Origin of the sequence: Streptococcus mitis (assembly GCF_047460035.1) — a bacterium.
GTDB lineage: Bacteria > Bacillota > Bacilli > Lactobacillales > Streptococcaceae > Streptococcus > Streptococcus mitis_DW.
The window spans coordinates 129,944-146,424 of record NZ_JASHHB010000004.1; the positions used below are offsets into that span (position 1 = coordinate 129,944).

Sequence of the window (16,481 nt, forward strand, 5' to 3'; positions counted from 1 at the left end):
TATTTTAGGTTTGTGAAAATCACTTTTTTATGGTAGAATGTAAAAGAATGTATGTCATTCGGAATAACAATAAAATGAGGTAAAAACATGGAGATCATGTCGCTTGCGATTGCTGTTTTTGCCGTCATCATTGGTTTAGTCATTGGATATGTCAGCATCTCAGCTAAGATGAAATCATCTCAGGAAGCTGCAGAGTTGATGCTTTTAAATGCTGAACAAGAAGCAACTAATTTACGTGGACAAGCTGAGCGTGAAGCAGATTTACTTGTTAATGAAGCCAAGCGTGAAAGCAAGTCTCTTAAAAAAGAAGCACTATTGGAGGCCAAAGAAGAAGCCAGAAAATACCGTGAAGAAGTGGACGCTGAATTCAAATCAGAACGTCAAGAACTCAAACAAATCGAAAGTCGTTTGACAGAGAGAGCTACTAGCCTCGACCGTAAGGACGACAATTTGACGAGTAAAGAACAAACACTTGAACAAAAAGAACAAAGTATTTCTGATAGAGCGAAAAACCTTGATGCGCGTGAAGAGCAATTAGAGGAAGTCGAAAGACAAAAAGAAGCAGAGTTAGAGCGTATTGGTGCTCTGTCTCAGGCAGAAGCACGAGATATTATCTTGGCTCAGACAGAGGAAAACTTGACCAAGGAGATTGCCAGCCGTATTCGCGAAGCTGAGCAAGAGGTCAAGGAACGTTCTGACAAAATGGCTAAGGATATCCTGGTTCAAGCTATGCAACGTATCGCTGGTGAATATGTAGCGGAGTCAACAAACTCAACGGTTCATCTGCCAGACGATACTATGAAGGGACGCATTATTGGTCGTGAAGGTCGTAACATTCGTACCTTTGAAAGTTTGACAGGGGTCGATGTGATTATCGACGATACACCAGAAGTGGTGACCTTGTCAGGATTTGATCCGATTCGTCGTGAGATTGCCCGTATGACTATGGAAATGTTGCTCAAAGATGGTCGTATCCACCCAGCTCGTATCGAAGAGTTGGTTGAGAAAAACCGTCAAGAGATTGACAATAAGATCCGTGAATACGGTGAGGCAGCAGCCTATGAGATTGGTGCGCCAAACCTTCATCCAGACTTGATGAAGATTATGGGACGTTTGCAGTTCCGTACTTCTTATGGACAAAATGTCTTGCGTCATTCGATTGAGGTGGCTAAGTTGGCTGGTATCATGGCGAGCGAACTTGGTGAAAATGCGGCTCTTGCCCGTCGTGCTGGATTCCTTCACGATATCGGGAAAGCCATTGACCGCGAGGTTGAAGGTAGCCACGTTGAAATTGGTATGGAATTGGCTCGTAAGTACAAGGAACACCCAGTTGTGGTCAATACGATTGCTAGCCACCACGGTGATGTTGAAGCCGAAAGTGTCATTGCAGTGATCGTCGCTGCAGCAGATGCCTTGAGTGCAGCTCGTCCAGGTGCTCGTAGTGAGTCTCTTGAAAGCTACATCAAGCGCCTTCATGATTTGGAAGAAATTGCTAACGGCTTTGAAGGGGTACAAAATAGCTTTGCCCTTCAAGCAGGTCGTGAAATCCGCATCATGGTCAATCCAGGACAAATCAAGGACGACAAAGTCACAATCTTGGCTCACAAAGTTCGTGAGAAAATTGAAAACAATCTCGATTACCCAGGAAATATCAAGGTAACCGTGATTCGCGAGCTTCGTGCAGTAGATTATGCTAAATAAATAAGAAAGAGCAGTTGAAAAATTACTGCTTTTTTGTTACACTAGATAGAAAGACTGTAAAGGATAATCTGGCTTTTTGCCATTATTCTAGAGAAATGTTATTTCACAGACTGACTAAAAGGAGACACAATGGCAGATCGAGGCTTACTAATCGTTTTTTCTGGTCCTTCAGGGGTTGGAAAAGGAACGGTTAGAAGAGAGATTTTTGAGAGTTCTGAAAACCAATTTCAATACTCTGTATCGATGACGACACGCGCACAACGTCCTGGAGAAGTGGACGGTGTTGACTATTTCTTCCGTACTCGCGAAGAGTTTGAAGAGCTGATTCGTCAAGGACAGATGTTGGAATACGCAGAATACGTCGGCAACTACTATGGCACTCCTCTGACCTATGTCAATGAAACCTTGGACAAGGGAATCGATGTTTTCCTTGAAATTGAAGTTCAGGGTGCTCTTCAGGTCAAGAAAAAGGTTCCAGATGCTGTCTTTATCTTCCTGACACCACCAGATTTGGATGAATTACAAGACCGCTTGGTAGGTCGTGGAACAGATAGTGCAGAAGTGATTGCCCAACGAATCGAAAAAGCCAAGGAAGAAATTGCTCTCATGCGTGAGTATGATTATGCGATTGTCAACGATCAGGTGCCCCTAGCTGCTGAGCGTGTCAAACGTGTTATCGAAGCAGAACACTTCCGTGTGGATCGTGTCATTGGTCACTATCAGGAGATGTTACCAAAATCTCCAACTACCCGATAAAATTTAGAAAATAGGTACAAGCAAATGATGTTAAAACCCTCTATTGATACCTTGCTCGACAAGGTTCCGTCAAAATATTCACTCGTAATCTTGGAAGCAAAGCGTGCCCACGAATTGGAAGCAGGTGCGCCAGCAACTCAAGGTTTCAAGTCTGAAAAATCAACTCTTCGCGCTTTAGAAGAAATCGAATCAGGAAACGTTACAATTCACCCAGATCCAGAAGGAAAACGTGAAGCAGTGCGTCGCCGTATCGAAGAAGAAAAACGCCGCAAAGAAGAAGAAGAAAAGAAAATCAAAGAGCAAATCGCTAAAGAAAAAGAAGATGGTGAAAAAATTTAAGGTTGGGGGGACTCAATCTTATTTTTTCTATTGCAAGAATGTACTGACAAGGAGGAGGTGAGAAGATGGCGATAGCCAAGATTATTGTAGATGTGCCCTTGATGCAGACGGACCAGCCCTATAGTTATAGGATTCCGGAGGAATTTGAGGGAATGCTAGAAGTTGGGATGCGAGTCCATGTACCCTTTGGTAAGGGGAATCGCCTGATTCAAGGAATCGTTCTTGGTTTGGAGTCTCAATCGGATGAAGAAGAGATGGAGCAAGATTTAAAAGATATTGTCGAAGTATTGGATTTTTCTCCTGTTCTCACGCAAGAACAACTCTGGCTGGCTGAGGAGTTACGCAAATCTGTCTTCTCCTACAAAATCTCTATCCTCAAGGCTATGTTACCAGGATTTCTGAACTCCAGCTATGACAAGATTCTCTATCCTCTGGCAGGTCTGAGTCAGACAGACAAAGAGCGCTTGTTTGGTTCAGAAGATTCTCTAGCCTTTTCTTCTCTGGATTTAGGTAAGCAAGCCGAAATGATGCGTTTGACTAGAAAAGGTCTGCTTGGTTTGGAATATCAGGCTGTCGATCAAAAGAAGGTCAAGACCCAGTCTTGGTATGAGGTCAATCTTGCTCGATTAGAAGGTGTCGAGATTTCTGCACGCGCCAAGAAAAAGTTGGAATTGAGAGATTATTTGCTGTCTCATCCAGAGAGTGCTTCTTTGGCTAGTTTGTTAGAGTCCTACTCACGGGAGCAAGTTAACTTCTTTGTGGAACAAGGTGCTGTTACCATAGTCCAAAAGGAAGTGCAACGCTCGGCTGCTTATTTTGAAGGGATTGAGGCAAGTCAGCCTTTGGAGTTGAATCCAGAACAAAGGCAGGCGCGTGATGCGGTTGTCAGTGCGATTGGCAGTCATCAGCCTCCCTTCCTCCTTCAAGGAATTACAGGGAGTGGGAAGACCGAGGTTTATTTGCAGATTATCCAAGGGGCCTTGGATAAGGGCAAGACAGCTATTTTGCTGGTGCCTGAGATTTCCTTGACTCCTCAGATGACGGAGCGTTTTATCGCTCGTTTTGGAGATAAGGTTGCCATTCTTCACTCTGGCCTGTCCAATGGTGAAAAGTACGATGAATGGCGCAAGGTGGAACGTGGCGATGCCCAAGTTGTTGTTGGTGCTAGATCGGCCATCTTTGCTCCGCTGAAAAATCTGGGTGTTATGATTATTGATGAGGAGCATGAAGCAACTTATAAGCAGGATAGTAATCCTCGTTACCATGCCAGAGAAGTAGCTATTTTACGGGCTCAGTATAATCAAGCAGCCCTGGTACTTGGGTCAGCAACTCCTAGTCTGGAAAGCCGTGCTCGGGCTGGAAAAGGCGTCTATCAACATTTACGTCTGACCCAACGTGCCAATCCTTTGGCTAGGATCCCTGAGGTTCAAGTAATTGACTTTCGAGACTATATTGGACAAAACGAGACATCAAACTTTACGCCTCCTTTGCTAGAAGCCATCCAAGACTGTCTGGCTAAAAAAGAGCAGGTGGTTCTCATGCTCAATCGCCGTGGTTATTCTAGCTTTGTCATGTGTCGGGAGTGTGGAACTGTGGATACTTGTCCCAACTGTGATATTTCTTTGACCTTGCACATGGATACCAAGACCATGAATTGCCATTATTGTGGTTTTTCAAAGGATATTCCTCAGATCTGTCCTAACTGCAAGAGCCGAAGTATTCGTTACTATGGGACAGGGACACAGAAGGCTTATGATGAGCTGGCAGAACTCTTTCCTCAGGCTCGCATTCTGCGCATGGATGTGGATACGACTCGTAAGAAAGGTAGTCACCAAGTTCTGCTTGACCAGTTTGGGCGAGGAGAAGCAGATATCTTGCTAGGAACTCAGATGATTGCCAAGGGATTGGATTTTCCCAATGTGACTTTGGTCGGAGTTCTAAATGCCGATACAGCCTTGAATCTGCCTGATTTCCGTTCTTCTGAGAGAACCTTCCAGCTCTTGACTCAGGTGGCAGGCCGTGCAGGTCGTGCTGAAAAAGCTGGTCAGGTCTTGATTCAGTCTTACAATCCGCAGCACTATGCTATTCGATTTGCCAAGGATCAGGACTACGAAGGCTTTTATGCCTATGAAATGGGAATTAGACGACAACTTGGTTATCCACCTTACTATTTCACCATTGGCATTACCCTTTCTCACAAGAAAGAAGAAGAGGTGGTCAAACGTGCTTATGAAGTTATGAACATTTTGCGGTTAGGCTTGTCAGATACCAGTAAGATTCTAGGACCAACGCCAAAACCTATTGCTCGTACCCATAACCTCTATCATTACCAGATTTTGATTAAATACCGTTTAGAAGATGAGCTGGGGCCGACCCTCAACCAGGTCTTGGCCCTGACTCAAGAACGGGAAAATAGTGAGCTCCGTCTCAGCATTGACCATGAGCCGCAGCAATTTTTATAAGAAGGAGAAGATATGACAAAATTAATCTTTATGGGGACACCCGACTTTTCAGCAACAGTTTTAAAAGGGCTTTTGACAGATGACCGTTACGAAATTCTAGCCGTTGTGACCCAGCCAGACCGTGCTGTCGGTCGTAAAAAAGTTATCCAAGAAACCCCAGTCAAGCAGGCTGCCAAGGAAGCAGGTCTTCCTATCTACCAACCTGAAAAATTATCTGGAAGTCCAGAGATGGAAGAGATTATGCAGCTAGGAGCGGATGGAATTGTGACCGCTGCTTTTGGGCAGTTTCTCCCAAGTAAACTCCTTGATAGCATGGACTTTGCGGTCAATGTTCACGCTTCCCTTCTTCCCAAACACCGTGGTGGTGCGCCTATCCATTATGCCTTGATTCAAGGAGATGAGGAAGCTGGTGTGACCATTATGGAGATGGTTAAGGAAATGGATGCAGGGGATATGATTTCTCGTCGTAGTATTCCGATTATGGATGAGGACAATGTCGGCACCTTGTTTGAGAAATTGGCGCTAGTTGGTCGTGATTTGCTTTTGGATACTTTGCCTGCCTATATTGCTGGGGAGATTAAACCTGAACCACAGGATCCAAGTCAGGTTACTTTCTCGCCAAACATCAAGCCAGAGGAAGAAAAATTGGATTGGAATAAAAGCAATCGTCAACTCTTTAACCAAATCCGTGGGATGAATCCGTGGCCTGTTGCCCATACTTTCCTTAAGGGCGACCGCTTTAAGATTTATGAAGCTTTAGCAGTAGAAGGTCAGGGAAATCCAGGTGAAATTCTCTCTATTGGTAAGAAAGAATTGATTGTCGCAACGGCAGAAGGGGCTCTATCCCTCAAACAAGTGCAGCCAGCTGGTAAACCTAAGATGGACATTGCTTCCTTCCTCAATGGAGTTGGACGTACATTGACTGTAGGAGAACGATTTGGTGACTAAAGTAGAAACGGCTAGAAGTTTAGCCCTAGCAGTATTAGAGGATGTTTTTATCAATCAAGCATACTCAAATATCGCCTTAAATAAGCATCTCAAGGGAAGTCAACTTTCAGCAGCGGACAAGGGTTTGGTGACCGAGCTGGTCTATGGAACGGTAGCCCGTAAACTGACTCTGGAATGGTACCTATCCCACTTTATCGAAGACAGAGACCAGTTAGACAGTTGGCTTTATGTCCTTCTTCTTATGAGTGCCTACCAGCTCTGCTATTTGGACAAGATTCCTAATCACGCTGTGGTTAATGAAGCGGTAGAACTATCCAAAACTCGTAAAAAAGGCAGTGAAAAATTTGTCAACGCCGTCCTTCGCCGTATCTTGCGTGAAGGCTGGCCAGATATTGCTAGCATCAAGCGAAAAAACAAGCGTGATTCCATTGCCTATTCTCTCCCAGTTTGGCTAGTTGCTAAGCTCAAGGAAGAATACGGAGAAGAGCGAGCGCAAGCTATTTTTGAAAGTCTTTTGGTGCGAAACAAGGTCAGTATTCGTGTAACGGACCTAGGACGAAAAGAAGAAATCCAAGTCTTGTTGGAGGCCAGTGATTCATCCTTGTCTCCCTCTGGTCTTGTGAAGGAGCAAGGGCATTTTGCAGGCCATGATTTGTTTGCGGATGGAGCAATTACCATCCAAGACGAGTCCAGTCAGCTTGTTGCTCCGACGCTTGATTTAAAAGGGAATGAGCAGGTTCTAGATGCCTGTGCGGCTCCGGGTGGGAAAACAGCCCATATAGCCTCTTATCTCACGACAGGTCAGGTTACGGCTCTGGACTTGTACGATCACAAGTTGGACTTAATCCAAGAAAATGCCCAACGTCTAGGAGTTGAAGATCAAGTTCAAACGCAAAAATTGGATGCCAGAAGGGTGCATGAGTTTTTTGGTCAGGATTCTTTTGATAAGATTTTGGTGGATGCTCCTTGTTCAGGAATCGGTCTTTTGCGCCGAAAACCAGATATCAAATACAATAAAGAAACGGCAGATTTCGCGTCCTTACAGGAAATTCAGCTAGAAATATTAGGTAGTGTTTGTCAAACACTACGCAAAGGTGGTATAATAACTTATAGTACCTGTACTATTGTCTCAGAGGAGAACTTTCAAGTCGTACAGGCATTTTTAGAAAGTCATCCTGAATTTGAGCAGGTAACACTAGAACATGAATGTAAAGATATCATGAAAGATGGCTGTATCCTCATTACACCTGAATTGTATGGAAGTGATGGATTCTTCATCAGTCAATTTCGCAAGATATCGGATTAGGAAGGAACTAACACATGGAAATTTCATTATTAACAGATGTTGGTCAGAAACGAACAAATAACCAAGACTATGTCAACCACTATGTCAATAGAGCTGGACGTACCATGATTATCCTAGCTGATGGTATGGGAGGTCATCGCGCAGGGAATATCGCTAGTGAAATGGCGGTAACAGACCTAGGTATAGCTTGGGTTGATACCCAAATAGATACAGTCAATGAAGTGCGTGAATGGTTCGCCAATTACCTAGAAATTGAAAATCAAAAGATTCATCAACTTGGACAAGATGATGCCTATAAAGGAATGGGAACAACTCTAGAAGCTGTTGCTATTATTGGCAATCAGGCTATCTATGCTCATATTGGAGATTCTCGTATCGGTTTGATTCGTGGAGAAGAATACCACCAGTTAACGAGCGACCATTCCTTGGTCAATGAATTGCTCAAGGCTGGTCAATTGACACCTGAAGAAGCAGCTAGCCACCCACAGAAAAATATTATTACCCAGTCAATTGGTCAAAAAGACGAAATTCAGCCTGATTTTGGAATGATTACCCTTGCGACAGGAGATTATCTCCTACTTAATAGCGATGGATTAACCAACATGATTTCAGGCAGTGAGATTTGTGATATTTTAACCAGTGATATTCCTTTGGCAGATAAGGCAGCAACCTTGATCCGTTTTGCTAATAATGCAGGTGGTTTGGACAATATTACAGTTGCCCTTATTGCTGTTAATGAGGAGGAAACAGAATGATCCAAATCGGCAAGATTTTTGCCGGACGCTATCGGATTGTGAAACAGATTGGCCGAGGAGGCATGGCAGATGTCTATTTGGCCAAGGATTTAATTCTAGATGGAGAAGAAGTGGCAGTGAAGGTCCTGAGGACCAACTACCAGACGGACCCAATAGCTGTAGCTCGTTTTCAGCGTGAAGCGAGAGCTATGGCAGATCTAGACCATCCTCATATCGTTCGGATAACAGATATTGGTGAGGAAGACGGTCAACAGTATCTTGCAATGGAGTATGTTGCTGGACTAGACCTTAAACGCTATATCAAGGAACACTATCCTCTTTCTAATGAAGAAGCAGTCCGTATTATGGGACAAATCCTCCTAGCCATGCGTTTGGCCCATACCAGAGGAATTGTCCATAGGGACTTGAAACCTCAAAATATCCTTTTGACACCAGATGGGACTGCCAAAGTCACAGACTTTGGGATTGCGGTAGCCTTTGCAGAGACAAGTCTGACCCAGACTAACTCTATGCTGGGTTCGGTTCATTACTTGTCACCAGAGCAGGCGCGTGGTTCGAAGGCGACTGTGCAGAGTGATATCTATGCCATGGGGATTATTTTCTATGAGATGCTGACAGGCCATATCCCTTATGACGGGGATAGTGCGGTGACCATTGCTCTCCAGCATTTCCAGAAACCACTGCCGTCAGTTATAGCTGAGAATCCATCTGTGCCTCAGGCTTTAGAGAATGTTGTCATCAAGGCAACTGCCAAGAAATTGACAGATCGTTATCAGTCAGTTGCAGAGATGTATGTGGACTTGTCTAGTAGTTTGTCTTATAATCGTCGCAATGAGCCTAAATTGGTGTTTAATGATACCACTAAGGCTGACACCAAGACTCTTCCTAAAGTTCCACAAAGTACCTTGACTTCGATTCCTAAGGTGCAAACACAAAGTCCAAAGCCACAGACTGCGAAGCCGAGTCAGCAGGCTTCAGAGGACAATTACGCAACCAAGCCTGTTAAGAAACGGAAATTTAGAGTTCGCTATATGATTTTGTTGGCCAGCATTGTATTGGTGGCAGTTTCTCTTATTTGGATACTATCCAGAACTCCTGCAACCATTGCCATTCCAAATGTGGCAGGTCAGACTGTGGCGGAAGCCAAGGAAACCCTCAAGAAAGCCAATTTTGAGATTGGCGAGGAGAAATCAGAGGCTAGTGAAAAGGTGGAAGAAGGGCGGATTATCCGTACAGATCCTGACGCTGGAACTGGTCGAAAAGAAGGAACGAAAATCAATTTAGTTGTCTCATCAGGCAAGCAATCTTTCCAATTGAGCAATTATATCGGCCGTAAATCGACCGATGTTATCGCAGAACTCAAGCAGAAGAAGGTACCTGAAAATCTCATCAAGATAGAGGAAGAAGAATCAAGCGAGAGTGAAGAAGGAACAGTTCTTAGACAGAGCCCGTCTGCTGGAACAACTTATGATTTGAGTAAGGCCTCAACAATTACTTTAACTATTGCTAAGAAAGTAACAAGTGTTGTCATGCCAAGTTATACAGGTTCCAGTCTTGAATTTACGAAAAATAACCTCATCCAAATTGTTGGTATAAAAGAAGCCAACATTGAAGTTGTAGAAGTTACCACAGCTCCTTCCGGAACTGCTGAAGGTACCGTCGTTGAACAGAGTCCAAGAGCAGGTGAAAAGGTAGATTTGAATAAGACACGCATCAAGATTTCAATTTACAAACCGAAAACACCGCCGTCAACATCATCATCAGCACCAGCCCAACGTGGAAACCAAGGTTCTACTACAACACCAAGTCAGGGGAACCAGCAAGGAAATCAACGAGGAGATACTCATTCTACTAATCAATCAAGTAGTGAGGGAAGCCACGAAAATTCACGTAATTAAATGAATCTTTGTCATGATTTCATGGCAAAGATTTTTTTTGACTCCAGATTTGTGATAGAATAGAGGAAGTTGATAAAAGGAGGAAAGTATGGAAGAATCAAGAGAATTAAATGCCGTCATCGATGTGATTATGTTAGCTGGAACCATTCTTCTCAAAAGTGGCTCAGAGATTCATCGTGTAGAAGATACCATGATCCGTATTGCGCATTCGCAGGGGATTGTGGATTGCAATGTTCTTGCCATGCCTGCCGCTATCTTTTTCTCCATTGAAAATACCAATATTTCGCGAATGAAGCGCGTGACCTCCTCTTCTTACAACATCGAAAAAGTCTGCGATGTGAACCAGATTTCTCGTCAGTTGGTCGGGGGGCAGATTGATTTAGAGACAGCCTTCAAGCAATTGAAGGCCTTGCAAGCCCAGCCCCTTCCTTATACTAAGTTGCAGGTAACTTTGGCTGCAACCTTTAGTGCTCCTTTCTTTTCGATTATGTTTAGTGGAAATATCTACGACGCACTTGGGGCAGGAGTGGCTACCTTATTTGGTTTTGCCTTTTCCCTCTATGTAGAGAAGTTTATCCGAATTCCCTTTGTGACAGCCTTTGCTGGAGCCTTTGTTTTTGGGATGATAGCCCAGTTTTGGGCTCGCTACACAGGCTTTCCTTCAACGGCAGATTTGATTATAGCTGGTGCTGTCATGCCTTTTGTACCAGGAATTGCCTTGACCAATGCGGTTCGTGATATTATGACCAACCACATAAACTCTGGTATGAGTAAGATGTTTGAATCTCTACTCATTACCCTTGCTTTAGGGGCGGGAACTTCTGTCGCCTTGGTATTGATGAATTAATATGACACTAACAACCTTTTTATTACAAGCAGTAGCAAGTCTTCTTGCTATTATCACTTTTTTAATTGTACTCAATGTGCAACGGTCTATGCTCTTACCTGGAGGGATTTTGGGCATGGTTGTCTGGCTGATTTATCTCTTGCTTAAAGAACCGACCAATGTCATCGTAGCCACCTTCATTGCGGCTATTATCGGTTCTTGTATCAGCCAGATTTTAAGTATTCTTTATAAGACACCTGCTGTGGTCTTTATCTTGGCTATCTTGGCACCTCTGGTTCCGGGTTATCTCTCCTATCGGACAACTGCCTTTTTTGTGACGGGAGATTACAGTCATGCCATTGCTAGTGCAACCTTGGTTGTTATGCTGGCTTTGGTGATTTCCATTGGCATGGCTAGCGGAACAGTGATTCTTAGACTTTATTCCTACTTAAGAAAGCAGCATAATGGTTAGAATAATAAGCGACTTGATTTGGTGAATCAAGTCTTTTTTCTCTCTTTTACTGCTATTTGTGATAAAATAGTATGGAACGATTTTTTACAATGAATGATAAAACAGAGGTAAATATGACAATCGGTATTGATAAGATTGGTTTTGCGACCAGTCAATATGTCTTGAAATTACAAGACTTAGCAGAAGCGAGGGGAATTGACCCTGAAAAATTAAGTAAAGGACTCTTGCTCAAGGAATTGAGTATTGCACCCCTAACTGAGGACATCGTGACCTTGGCGGCCAGTGCTAGTGACTCTATTTTAACTGAGCAAGAAAGAGCAGAAATTGATATGGTCATTGTGGCTACCGAGTCAGGAATTGACCAGAGTAAGGCTGCGGCCGTCTTTGTGCATGGTTTGCTGGGCATCCAGCCCTTTGCTCGTAGTTTCGAGATTAAAGAAGCTTGCTATGGAGCGACAGCGGCCCTTCATTATGCCAAATTGCATGTGGAAAATTCTCCAGAGTCCAAGGTCTTGGTCATTGCCAGTGATATTGCCAAATACGGTATTGAAACTCCAGGAGAACCAACTCAGGGTGCTGGCAGTGTGGCCATGTTGATTACACAAAATCCACGCATTATGGCCTTTAATAATGACAATGTGGCTCAGACCCGTGATATCATGGATTTCTGGCGTCCAAATTACTCGACAACTCCTTATGTAAATGGTGTCTATTCTACCCAGCAATACTTGGATAGTTTGAAAACGACTTGGCTTGAATACCAAAAACGCTACCAGGTTACTTTAGATGATTTTGCGGCTGTTTGCTTCCACTTGCCTTATCCTAAATTAGCTCTAAAAGGCTTGAAAAAAATCATGGATAAGAACTTGCCTCAAGAGAAAAAAGACCTCTTGCAAAAGCATTTTGACCAGTCTATTCTCTACAGTCAAAAGGTGGGGAATATCTACACTGGTTCCCTCTTCCTTGGGCTTTTGTCTCTCTTGGAAAATACAGATAGTTTGAAGGCTGGGGATAAAATTGCCCTTTATAGTTACGGAAGTGGTGCTGTCGCTGAGTTCTTCAGTGGTGAATTGGTTGAAGGATATGAAGCTTATTTGGATAAAGAACGTTTGAACAAGCTCAACCAACGAACTGCCCTGTCTGTTGCTGACTATGAAAAAGTCTTCTTTGAGGAAGTAGACTTAGATGAAACAAATTCTGCCCAGTTTTCTGGCTATGAAAATCAAGATTTTGCCTTGGTTGAAATTGTTGACCACCAACGCCGTTATAGCAAGGTTGAAAAATAATGAAGATAAGTTGGAATGGATTTTCTAAAAAATCATACCAAGAGCGCCTCGAGCTGTTAAAAGCTCAGGCGCTCCTTAGTCCTGAGAGACAAGCAAGTCTGGAGCAGGATGAACAGCTGAGTGTGACTGTGGCAGACCAGCTGAGTGAGAATGTAGTGGGAACTTTTTCTCTGCCTTATTCGCTGGTCCCAGAGGTTCTCGTTAACGGTCAGGAATACACAGTTCCCTATGTGACAGAAGAGCCCTCAGTGGTTGCTGCGGCCAGCTATGCAAGTAAAATCATCAAGCGAGCAGGCGGTTTTACTGCTCAAGTTCATGAGCGCCAGATGATTGGGCAGGTGGCCCTTTATCAAGTTGCTAATCCTGATCTAGCGCAAGTGCAGATTGCAAGCAAGAAAGCCGAACTCTTGGAACTTGCCAATCAAGCCTATCCTTCTATCGTTAAACGTGGAGGTGGGGCGCGTGATTTGCATGTAGAACAGATAAAAGGCGAAACAGACTTCCTTGTTGTTTATCTCCATGTTGATACCCAAGAAGCCATGGGAGCCAATATGCTCAACACCATGCTGGAAGCCTTGAAACCAGTCTTAGAAGAACTCAGTCAGGGACAGAGTCTTATGGGAATCCTGTCTAATTACGCGACCGATTCTCTGGTGACAGCAAGCTGTCGTATCGCCTTTCGATACTTGAGCCGCCAAAAGGATCAAGGACGAGAATTTGCGGAGAAGATAGCCTTGGCTAGCCAGTTTGCGCAGGCTGATCCTTATCGAGCTACTACCCATAATAAAGGGATTTTTAATGGTATTGATGCCATTTTGATTGCCACAGGTAATGACTGGCGTGCTATTGAGGCAGGAGCTCATACCTTTGCCAGTCGAGATGGACATTACCAAGGTCTTAGCTCTTGGCGTCTAGACTTGGAGACAGAAGAATTAGTTGGTGAGATGACACTACCCATGCCTGTAGCGACCAAGGGTGGCTCTATTGGTCTCAACCCTCGTGTAGCTCTCAGTCATGAATTATTGGGAAATCCTTCTGCCAAAGAATTAGCCCAGATTATCGTGTCTATTGGTCTCGCCCAAAACTTTGCGGCCCTCAAAGCCTTGGTGAGTACGGGCATCCAGCAAGGCCACATGAAATTGCAGGCCAAATCCTTAGCTCTCCTAGCAGGAGCCAGTGAATCCGAGGTAGCTCCCCTAGTTGAGCGCCTCATCGCAGAGAAAACCTTTAACTTAGAGACAGCCCAGCATTATTTAGAAAACTTAAGATCATAAAAAACTCAGACGAATTGGTCTGAGTTTTCTTGTACTTAAATACTTTTTCCTGGTAATAGTGTAACTGGTAAGAAGTAACCAGTTGTTGCGACTTCCTTGCCTTCAATCTTTTGCAAGAGAAGATCAACAGTGAGGCAGGCAATCTCTTCCAAAGGTTGCTTGATGGTCGCGAGTTGAGGATAGTAATTCTCGATAAAGTAAGTCCCATCATAGCCGATGACCTTGAGTTCTTCTGGGACAGAAATGCCCAGCTCCTGAGCGATTTTAATGACCAGAATAGCTGTTAAGTCATCCGAAGCGAAAATGGCATCTGGTTTTTGTTGAGTCAAGATATTCTTGATTTCCATTTCTTTTCTGACTGGAGAAAAGTCACTGGAAACATTGATAATAGGAGCTTTTGGGAGTACAGATGCAAAGCCAGCGTGGCGTAGTCCAGTTGGTGAGTTAGAATTGTCATTCCCTGTAATCATGATGATAGACTGGGCGCCTGTCTTAAGCAAGGTCTGGGCAGCAAGGACCCCGCCAGCATAGTTGTCAGAGGAGACGACGGGAATATCTGGAGACAGGTTTCGGTCAAAGGAAATAATCGGTGCTGTCACACGATTGTAGTCTTCTATTCCCAAGTTGTGACTACCCGAAATGATGCCGTCCACCTGATTGGCTTCTAACATTTCGATGTATTCGCGTTCCTTCTCAGAATCGTGCTCGCTGTTGCAGATGATGGTCTTGTAACCATTTTTGAAGAGTTGGTGTTCCAGCTTGTCAATCAATTCTGCATAGAAAACGTTGGAAATATTGGGGAAAATCAAACCGATTAACTTAGCTGATTTTCCTTGCAGACTACGAGCTAGGTTGTTGGGTTTATAGCCCAATTCTCGCATAGCTTCATTAACCTTTTGAATGGTTTTTTCAGATAAATACCCTTTTTTATTGATAACCCGAGAAACGGTAGTAGGGCTGACGCCTGCAAGTTTGGCGACATCAGTTAGTTTTGCGACCATAATCTAATTCATAGTAAGTTCCAGTTGGGTTTCCAGATTTAATCAGGATACCATTTTGGTTCACATGTGGGAAGACACGACCAGAAAATACTTTTTCTCCTTTATTGATGAAAATTTCAAAGACAGAGTTATCGATGAAGATTGTAGCAGTAGTAGCCTGATTCTCGATAGGGCAAGAACGTGTAGTTCCAAATTCTTGGGCATACTGTTCTCCAGCCTGGCTACGATCCACTGTCACTTGACCATTTACAAGGTCAAAGTTGATGGAAAGTCCCTTGCCTTCTTGATCAGCTAGTAAGACAATCTCGCTCTGGCTATTAGCTTCCAAGCTGAGTTCAAGTTCGTAAGTGTTCTTAGTTTGGGCACGATTTGAGAAGGCTTCTTCAGAAGCGCGAAGATCCTTGATGGCTGCGACTGGGTATTGGTAGAGTTTACCGTCTTTGATAGTTAGTTCTTTGACCAAAGAGAAGGTTCCTTGGTGGTCAAAACGGTCAGATGGGTAAGAAACATCTGGCAAGCCAAGCCAGCTAACAGCTAGAGCACGTCCATCAGGAGCGTTGAAGGCTTGAGTTGCATAGGCTTCGAAACCATAGTCCATGTTTTGAAGTTGAGATACATCTACCATTTTAGCATTTTCAGGGTCAAAGGAAGCCCCAATCTTATACATATTTGGAAAGATATTATCGTAGTCTAGAACTTTCTTATCCAATCCTTGTGGGCAGTAGAGAAGGACAGGTTGTTCCCCTACAAAGACCAGATTTGGACATTCCATCATGTAGGCAGTACGGTCGTTAGCAAAGTCAAGGTTGCCAACTGCTTGCCAGTTTGTGTAGTCGTTGTCAACAGCCTTGTAGAGACGGACGAAGCCTTTTTTCTCCAAGTCCTGTCCACCGACGATGGCATAATATTGACCTTTAAAGTTAAAAATTTGCGGATCTCGGAAGTGGTCTGTAGAGTCTGCTGGCTGGTCAATCAAGATCTTGTCAATCTTGGTAATCTTGCCATCCTTATCTATCAAAGCACCAATCTGGTAAGGGTGACGGATCCAGTTTTCATCACGAACATTTCCTGTATAAAATAGGAACAAGTTATCACCAAATTGCATGGCAGAACCAGAGTAGGCACCGTGGCTATCTAATGGAGTATCTGGTAAAACTTTGATTCCAGTTTCTGTGAAGTGAACCAAGTCCTCGCTTTCCAATTGCACCCAAGATTTCAAACCGTGGGCTGCACCGAAAGGAAAGTTTTGATAAAAAACAACCCACTTCCCATCAAAGTAAGAAAAGCCATTTGGATCGTTGAGAAGTCCTGTTTTTGGCTCAACATGGTAATGAGTATGCCATGGAGATTGTGCCATATTTTCTTTTATATTTTGAATTTCTTCTTGCGTCCAATCTTGATAAAGTCTGTAACGACGCTCAGTTGTCCATTCCATTCATTCATTCCTCCAAAAATCT

The 16,481-nt window shown here is 43.7% G+C and carries 14 protein-coding genes; 12 read left to right on the plus strand and 2 right to left on the minus strand.

Going from position 1 to position 16,481, the window contains the following annotated elements:
- Positions 1-87 precede the first annotated feature (87 nt).
- The 12 genes from QM956_RS04950 to QM956_RS05005 all read left to right on the plus strand — a co-directional run bounded on the left by QM956_RS04950 (position 88) and on the right by QM956_RS05005 (position 14,023).
- Positions 88-1,701, plus strand: coding sequence for a ribonuclease Y (locus tag QM956_RS04950; protein WP_000404934.1), 1,614 nt, complete (start codon positions 88-90; stop codon positions 1,699-1,701).
- A gap of 129 nt (positions 1,702-1,830) precedes the next feature.
- The gene (gene gmk, locus QM956_RS04955; protein ID WP_000775041.1) at positions 1,831-2,457 is read left to right on the plus strand and encodes a guanylate kinase; all 627 of its coding nucleotides are present in this window, start codon (positions 1,831-1,833) and stop codon (positions 2,455-2,457) included.
- A 24-nt stretch (positions 2,458-2,481) separates the two neighbouring features.
- Positions 2,482-2,796 (plus strand): DNA-directed RNA polymerase subunit omega, encoded by a 315-nt coding sequence (gene rpoZ, locus QM956_RS04960; RefSeq protein ID WP_000979235.1) that lies wholly within the window; start codon positions 2,482-2,484, stop codon positions 2,794-2,796.
- A gap of 65 nt (positions 2,797-2,861) precedes the next feature.
- A complete protein-coding gene (locus QM956_RS04965) occupies positions 2,862-5,258 on the plus strand; it encodes a primosomal protein N' (RefSeq protein WP_414302282.1) in 2,397 nt (798 codons plus the stop codon).
- 12 nt (positions 5,259-5,270) lie between these two features.
- Positions 5,271-6,206: a methionyl-tRNA formyltransferase gene (gene fmt, locus QM956_RS04970; protein WP_049544806.1), complete on the plus strand. Its 936-nt coding sequence runs from the start codon at positions 5,271-5,273 to the stop codon at positions 6,204-6,206.
- Positions 6,199-7,512, plus strand: coding sequence for a 16S rRNA (cytosine(967)-C(5))-methyltransferase RsmB (rsmB, locus tag QM956_RS04975; RefSeq protein WP_261053057.1), 1,314 nt, complete (start codon positions 6,199-6,201; stop codon positions 7,510-7,512). Before fmt ends, rsmB begins: the two co-directional genes overlap by 8 nt.
- Positions 7,513-7,526: 14 nt before the next feature.
- Positions 7,527-8,267 (plus strand): Stp1/IreP family PP2C-type Ser/Thr phosphatase, encoded by a 741-nt coding sequence (locus tag QM956_RS04980; protein WP_261020361.1) that lies wholly within the window; start codon positions 7,527-7,529, stop codon positions 8,265-8,267.
- Entirely contained in the window at positions 8,264-10,165 is a 1,902-nt protein-coding gene (gene pknB, locus QM956_RS04985; RefSeq protein WP_414302283.1) for a Stk1 family PASTA domain-containing Ser/Thr kinase, read from the plus strand. Before QM956_RS04980 ends, pknB begins: the two co-directional genes overlap by 4 nt.
- An 88-nt stretch (positions 10,166-10,253) precedes the next feature.
- Complete coding sequence (locus QM956_RS04990; RefSeq protein ID WP_020903004.1) at positions 10,254-11,012, plus strand: threonine/serine exporter family protein; 759 nt, start codon at positions 10,254-10,256, stop codon at positions 11,010-11,012.
- 1 nt (position 11,013) lies between these two features.
- Positions 11,014-11,463 (plus strand): threonine/serine exporter family protein, encoded by a 450-nt coding sequence (locus tag QM956_RS04995; RefSeq protein WP_261020363.1) that lies wholly within the window; start codon positions 11,014-11,016, stop codon positions 11,461-11,463.
- A gap of 113 nt (positions 11,464-11,576) precedes the next feature.
- Positions 11,577-12,749, plus strand: coding sequence for a hydroxymethylglutaryl-CoA synthase (locus QM956_RS05000; RefSeq protein ID WP_261020397.1), 1,173 nt, complete (start codon positions 11,577-11,579; stop codon positions 12,747-12,749).
- On the plus strand, positions 12,749-14,023 hold the full coding sequence (locus QM956_RS05005) for a hydroxymethylglutaryl-CoA reductase, degradative (protein ID WP_261020364.1): 1,275 nt from the start codon (positions 12,749-12,751) through the stop codon (positions 14,021-14,023). The genes QM956_RS05000 and QM956_RS05005 overlap by 1 nt, the downstream gene beginning before the upstream one ends.
- A gap of 35 nt (positions 14,024-14,058) precedes the next feature.
- Here the strand turns inward: QM956_RS05005 and QM956_RS05010 are convergent, their stop codons facing one another.
- Complete coding sequence (locus QM956_RS05010) at positions 14,059-15,024, minus strand: LacI family DNA-binding transcriptional regulator (RefSeq protein ID WP_261020365.1); 966 nt, start codon at positions 15,022-15,024, stop codon at positions 14,059-14,061.
- Positions 15,005-16,459, minus strand: coding sequence for a sucrose-6-phosphate hydrolase (locus tag QM956_RS05015; protein ID WP_261020367.1), 1,455 nt, complete (start codon positions 16,457-16,459; stop codon positions 15,005-15,007). Before QM956_RS05015 ends, QM956_RS05010 begins: the two co-directional genes overlap by 20 nt.
- Positions 16,460-16,481: the final 22 nt, after the last annotated feature.

Coding starts and splice junctions, on each gene's coding strand:
- QM956_RS04950 (WP_000404934.1), top strand. CDS start 88: ATGGAGATCATGTCGCTTGCGATTGCTGTTTTTGCCGTCATCATTGGT.
- gmk (WP_000775041.1), top strand. CDS start 1,831: ATGGCAGATCGAGGCTTACTAATCGTTTTTTCTGGTCCTTCAGGGGTT.
- rpoZ (WP_000979235.1), top strand. CDS start 2,482: ATGATGTTAAAACCCTCTATTGATACCTTGCTCGACAAGGTTCCGTCA.
- QM956_RS04965 (WP_414302282.1), top strand. CDS start 2,862: ATGGCGATAGCCAAGATTATTGTAGATGTGCCCTTGATGCAGACGGAC.
- fmt (WP_049544806.1), top strand. CDS start 5,271: ATGACAAAATTAATCTTTATGGGGACACCCGACTTTTCAGCAACAGTT.
- QM956_RS04980 (WP_261020361.1), top strand. CDS start 7,527: ATGGAAATTTCATTATTAACAGATGTTGGTCAGAAACGAACAAATAAC.
- pknB (WP_414302283.1), top strand. CDS start 8,264: ATGATCCAAATCGGCAAGATTTTTGCCGGACGCTATCGGATTGTGAAA.
- QM956_RS04990 (WP_020903004.1), top strand. CDS start 10,254: ATGGAAGAATCAAGAGAATTAAATGCCGTCATCGATGTGATTATGTTA.
- QM956_RS04995 (WP_261020363.1), top strand. CDS start 11,014: ATGACACTAACAACCTTTTTATTACAAGCAGTAGCAAGTCTTCTTGCT.
- QM956_RS05000 (WP_261020397.1), top strand. CDS start 11,577: ATGACAATCGGTATTGATAAGATTGGTTTTGCGACCAGTCAATATGTC.
- QM956_RS05005 (WP_261020364.1), top strand. CDS start 12,749: ATGAAGATAAGTTGGAATGGATTTTCTAAAAAATCATACCAAGAGCGC.
- QM956_RS05010 (WP_261020365.1), bottom strand. CDS start 15,024: ATGGTCGCAAAACTAACTGATGTCGCCAAACTTGCAGGCGTCAGCCCT.
- QM956_RS05015 (WP_261020367.1), bottom strand. CDS start 16,459: ATGGAATGGACAACTGAGCGTCGTTACAGACTTTATCAAGATTGGACG.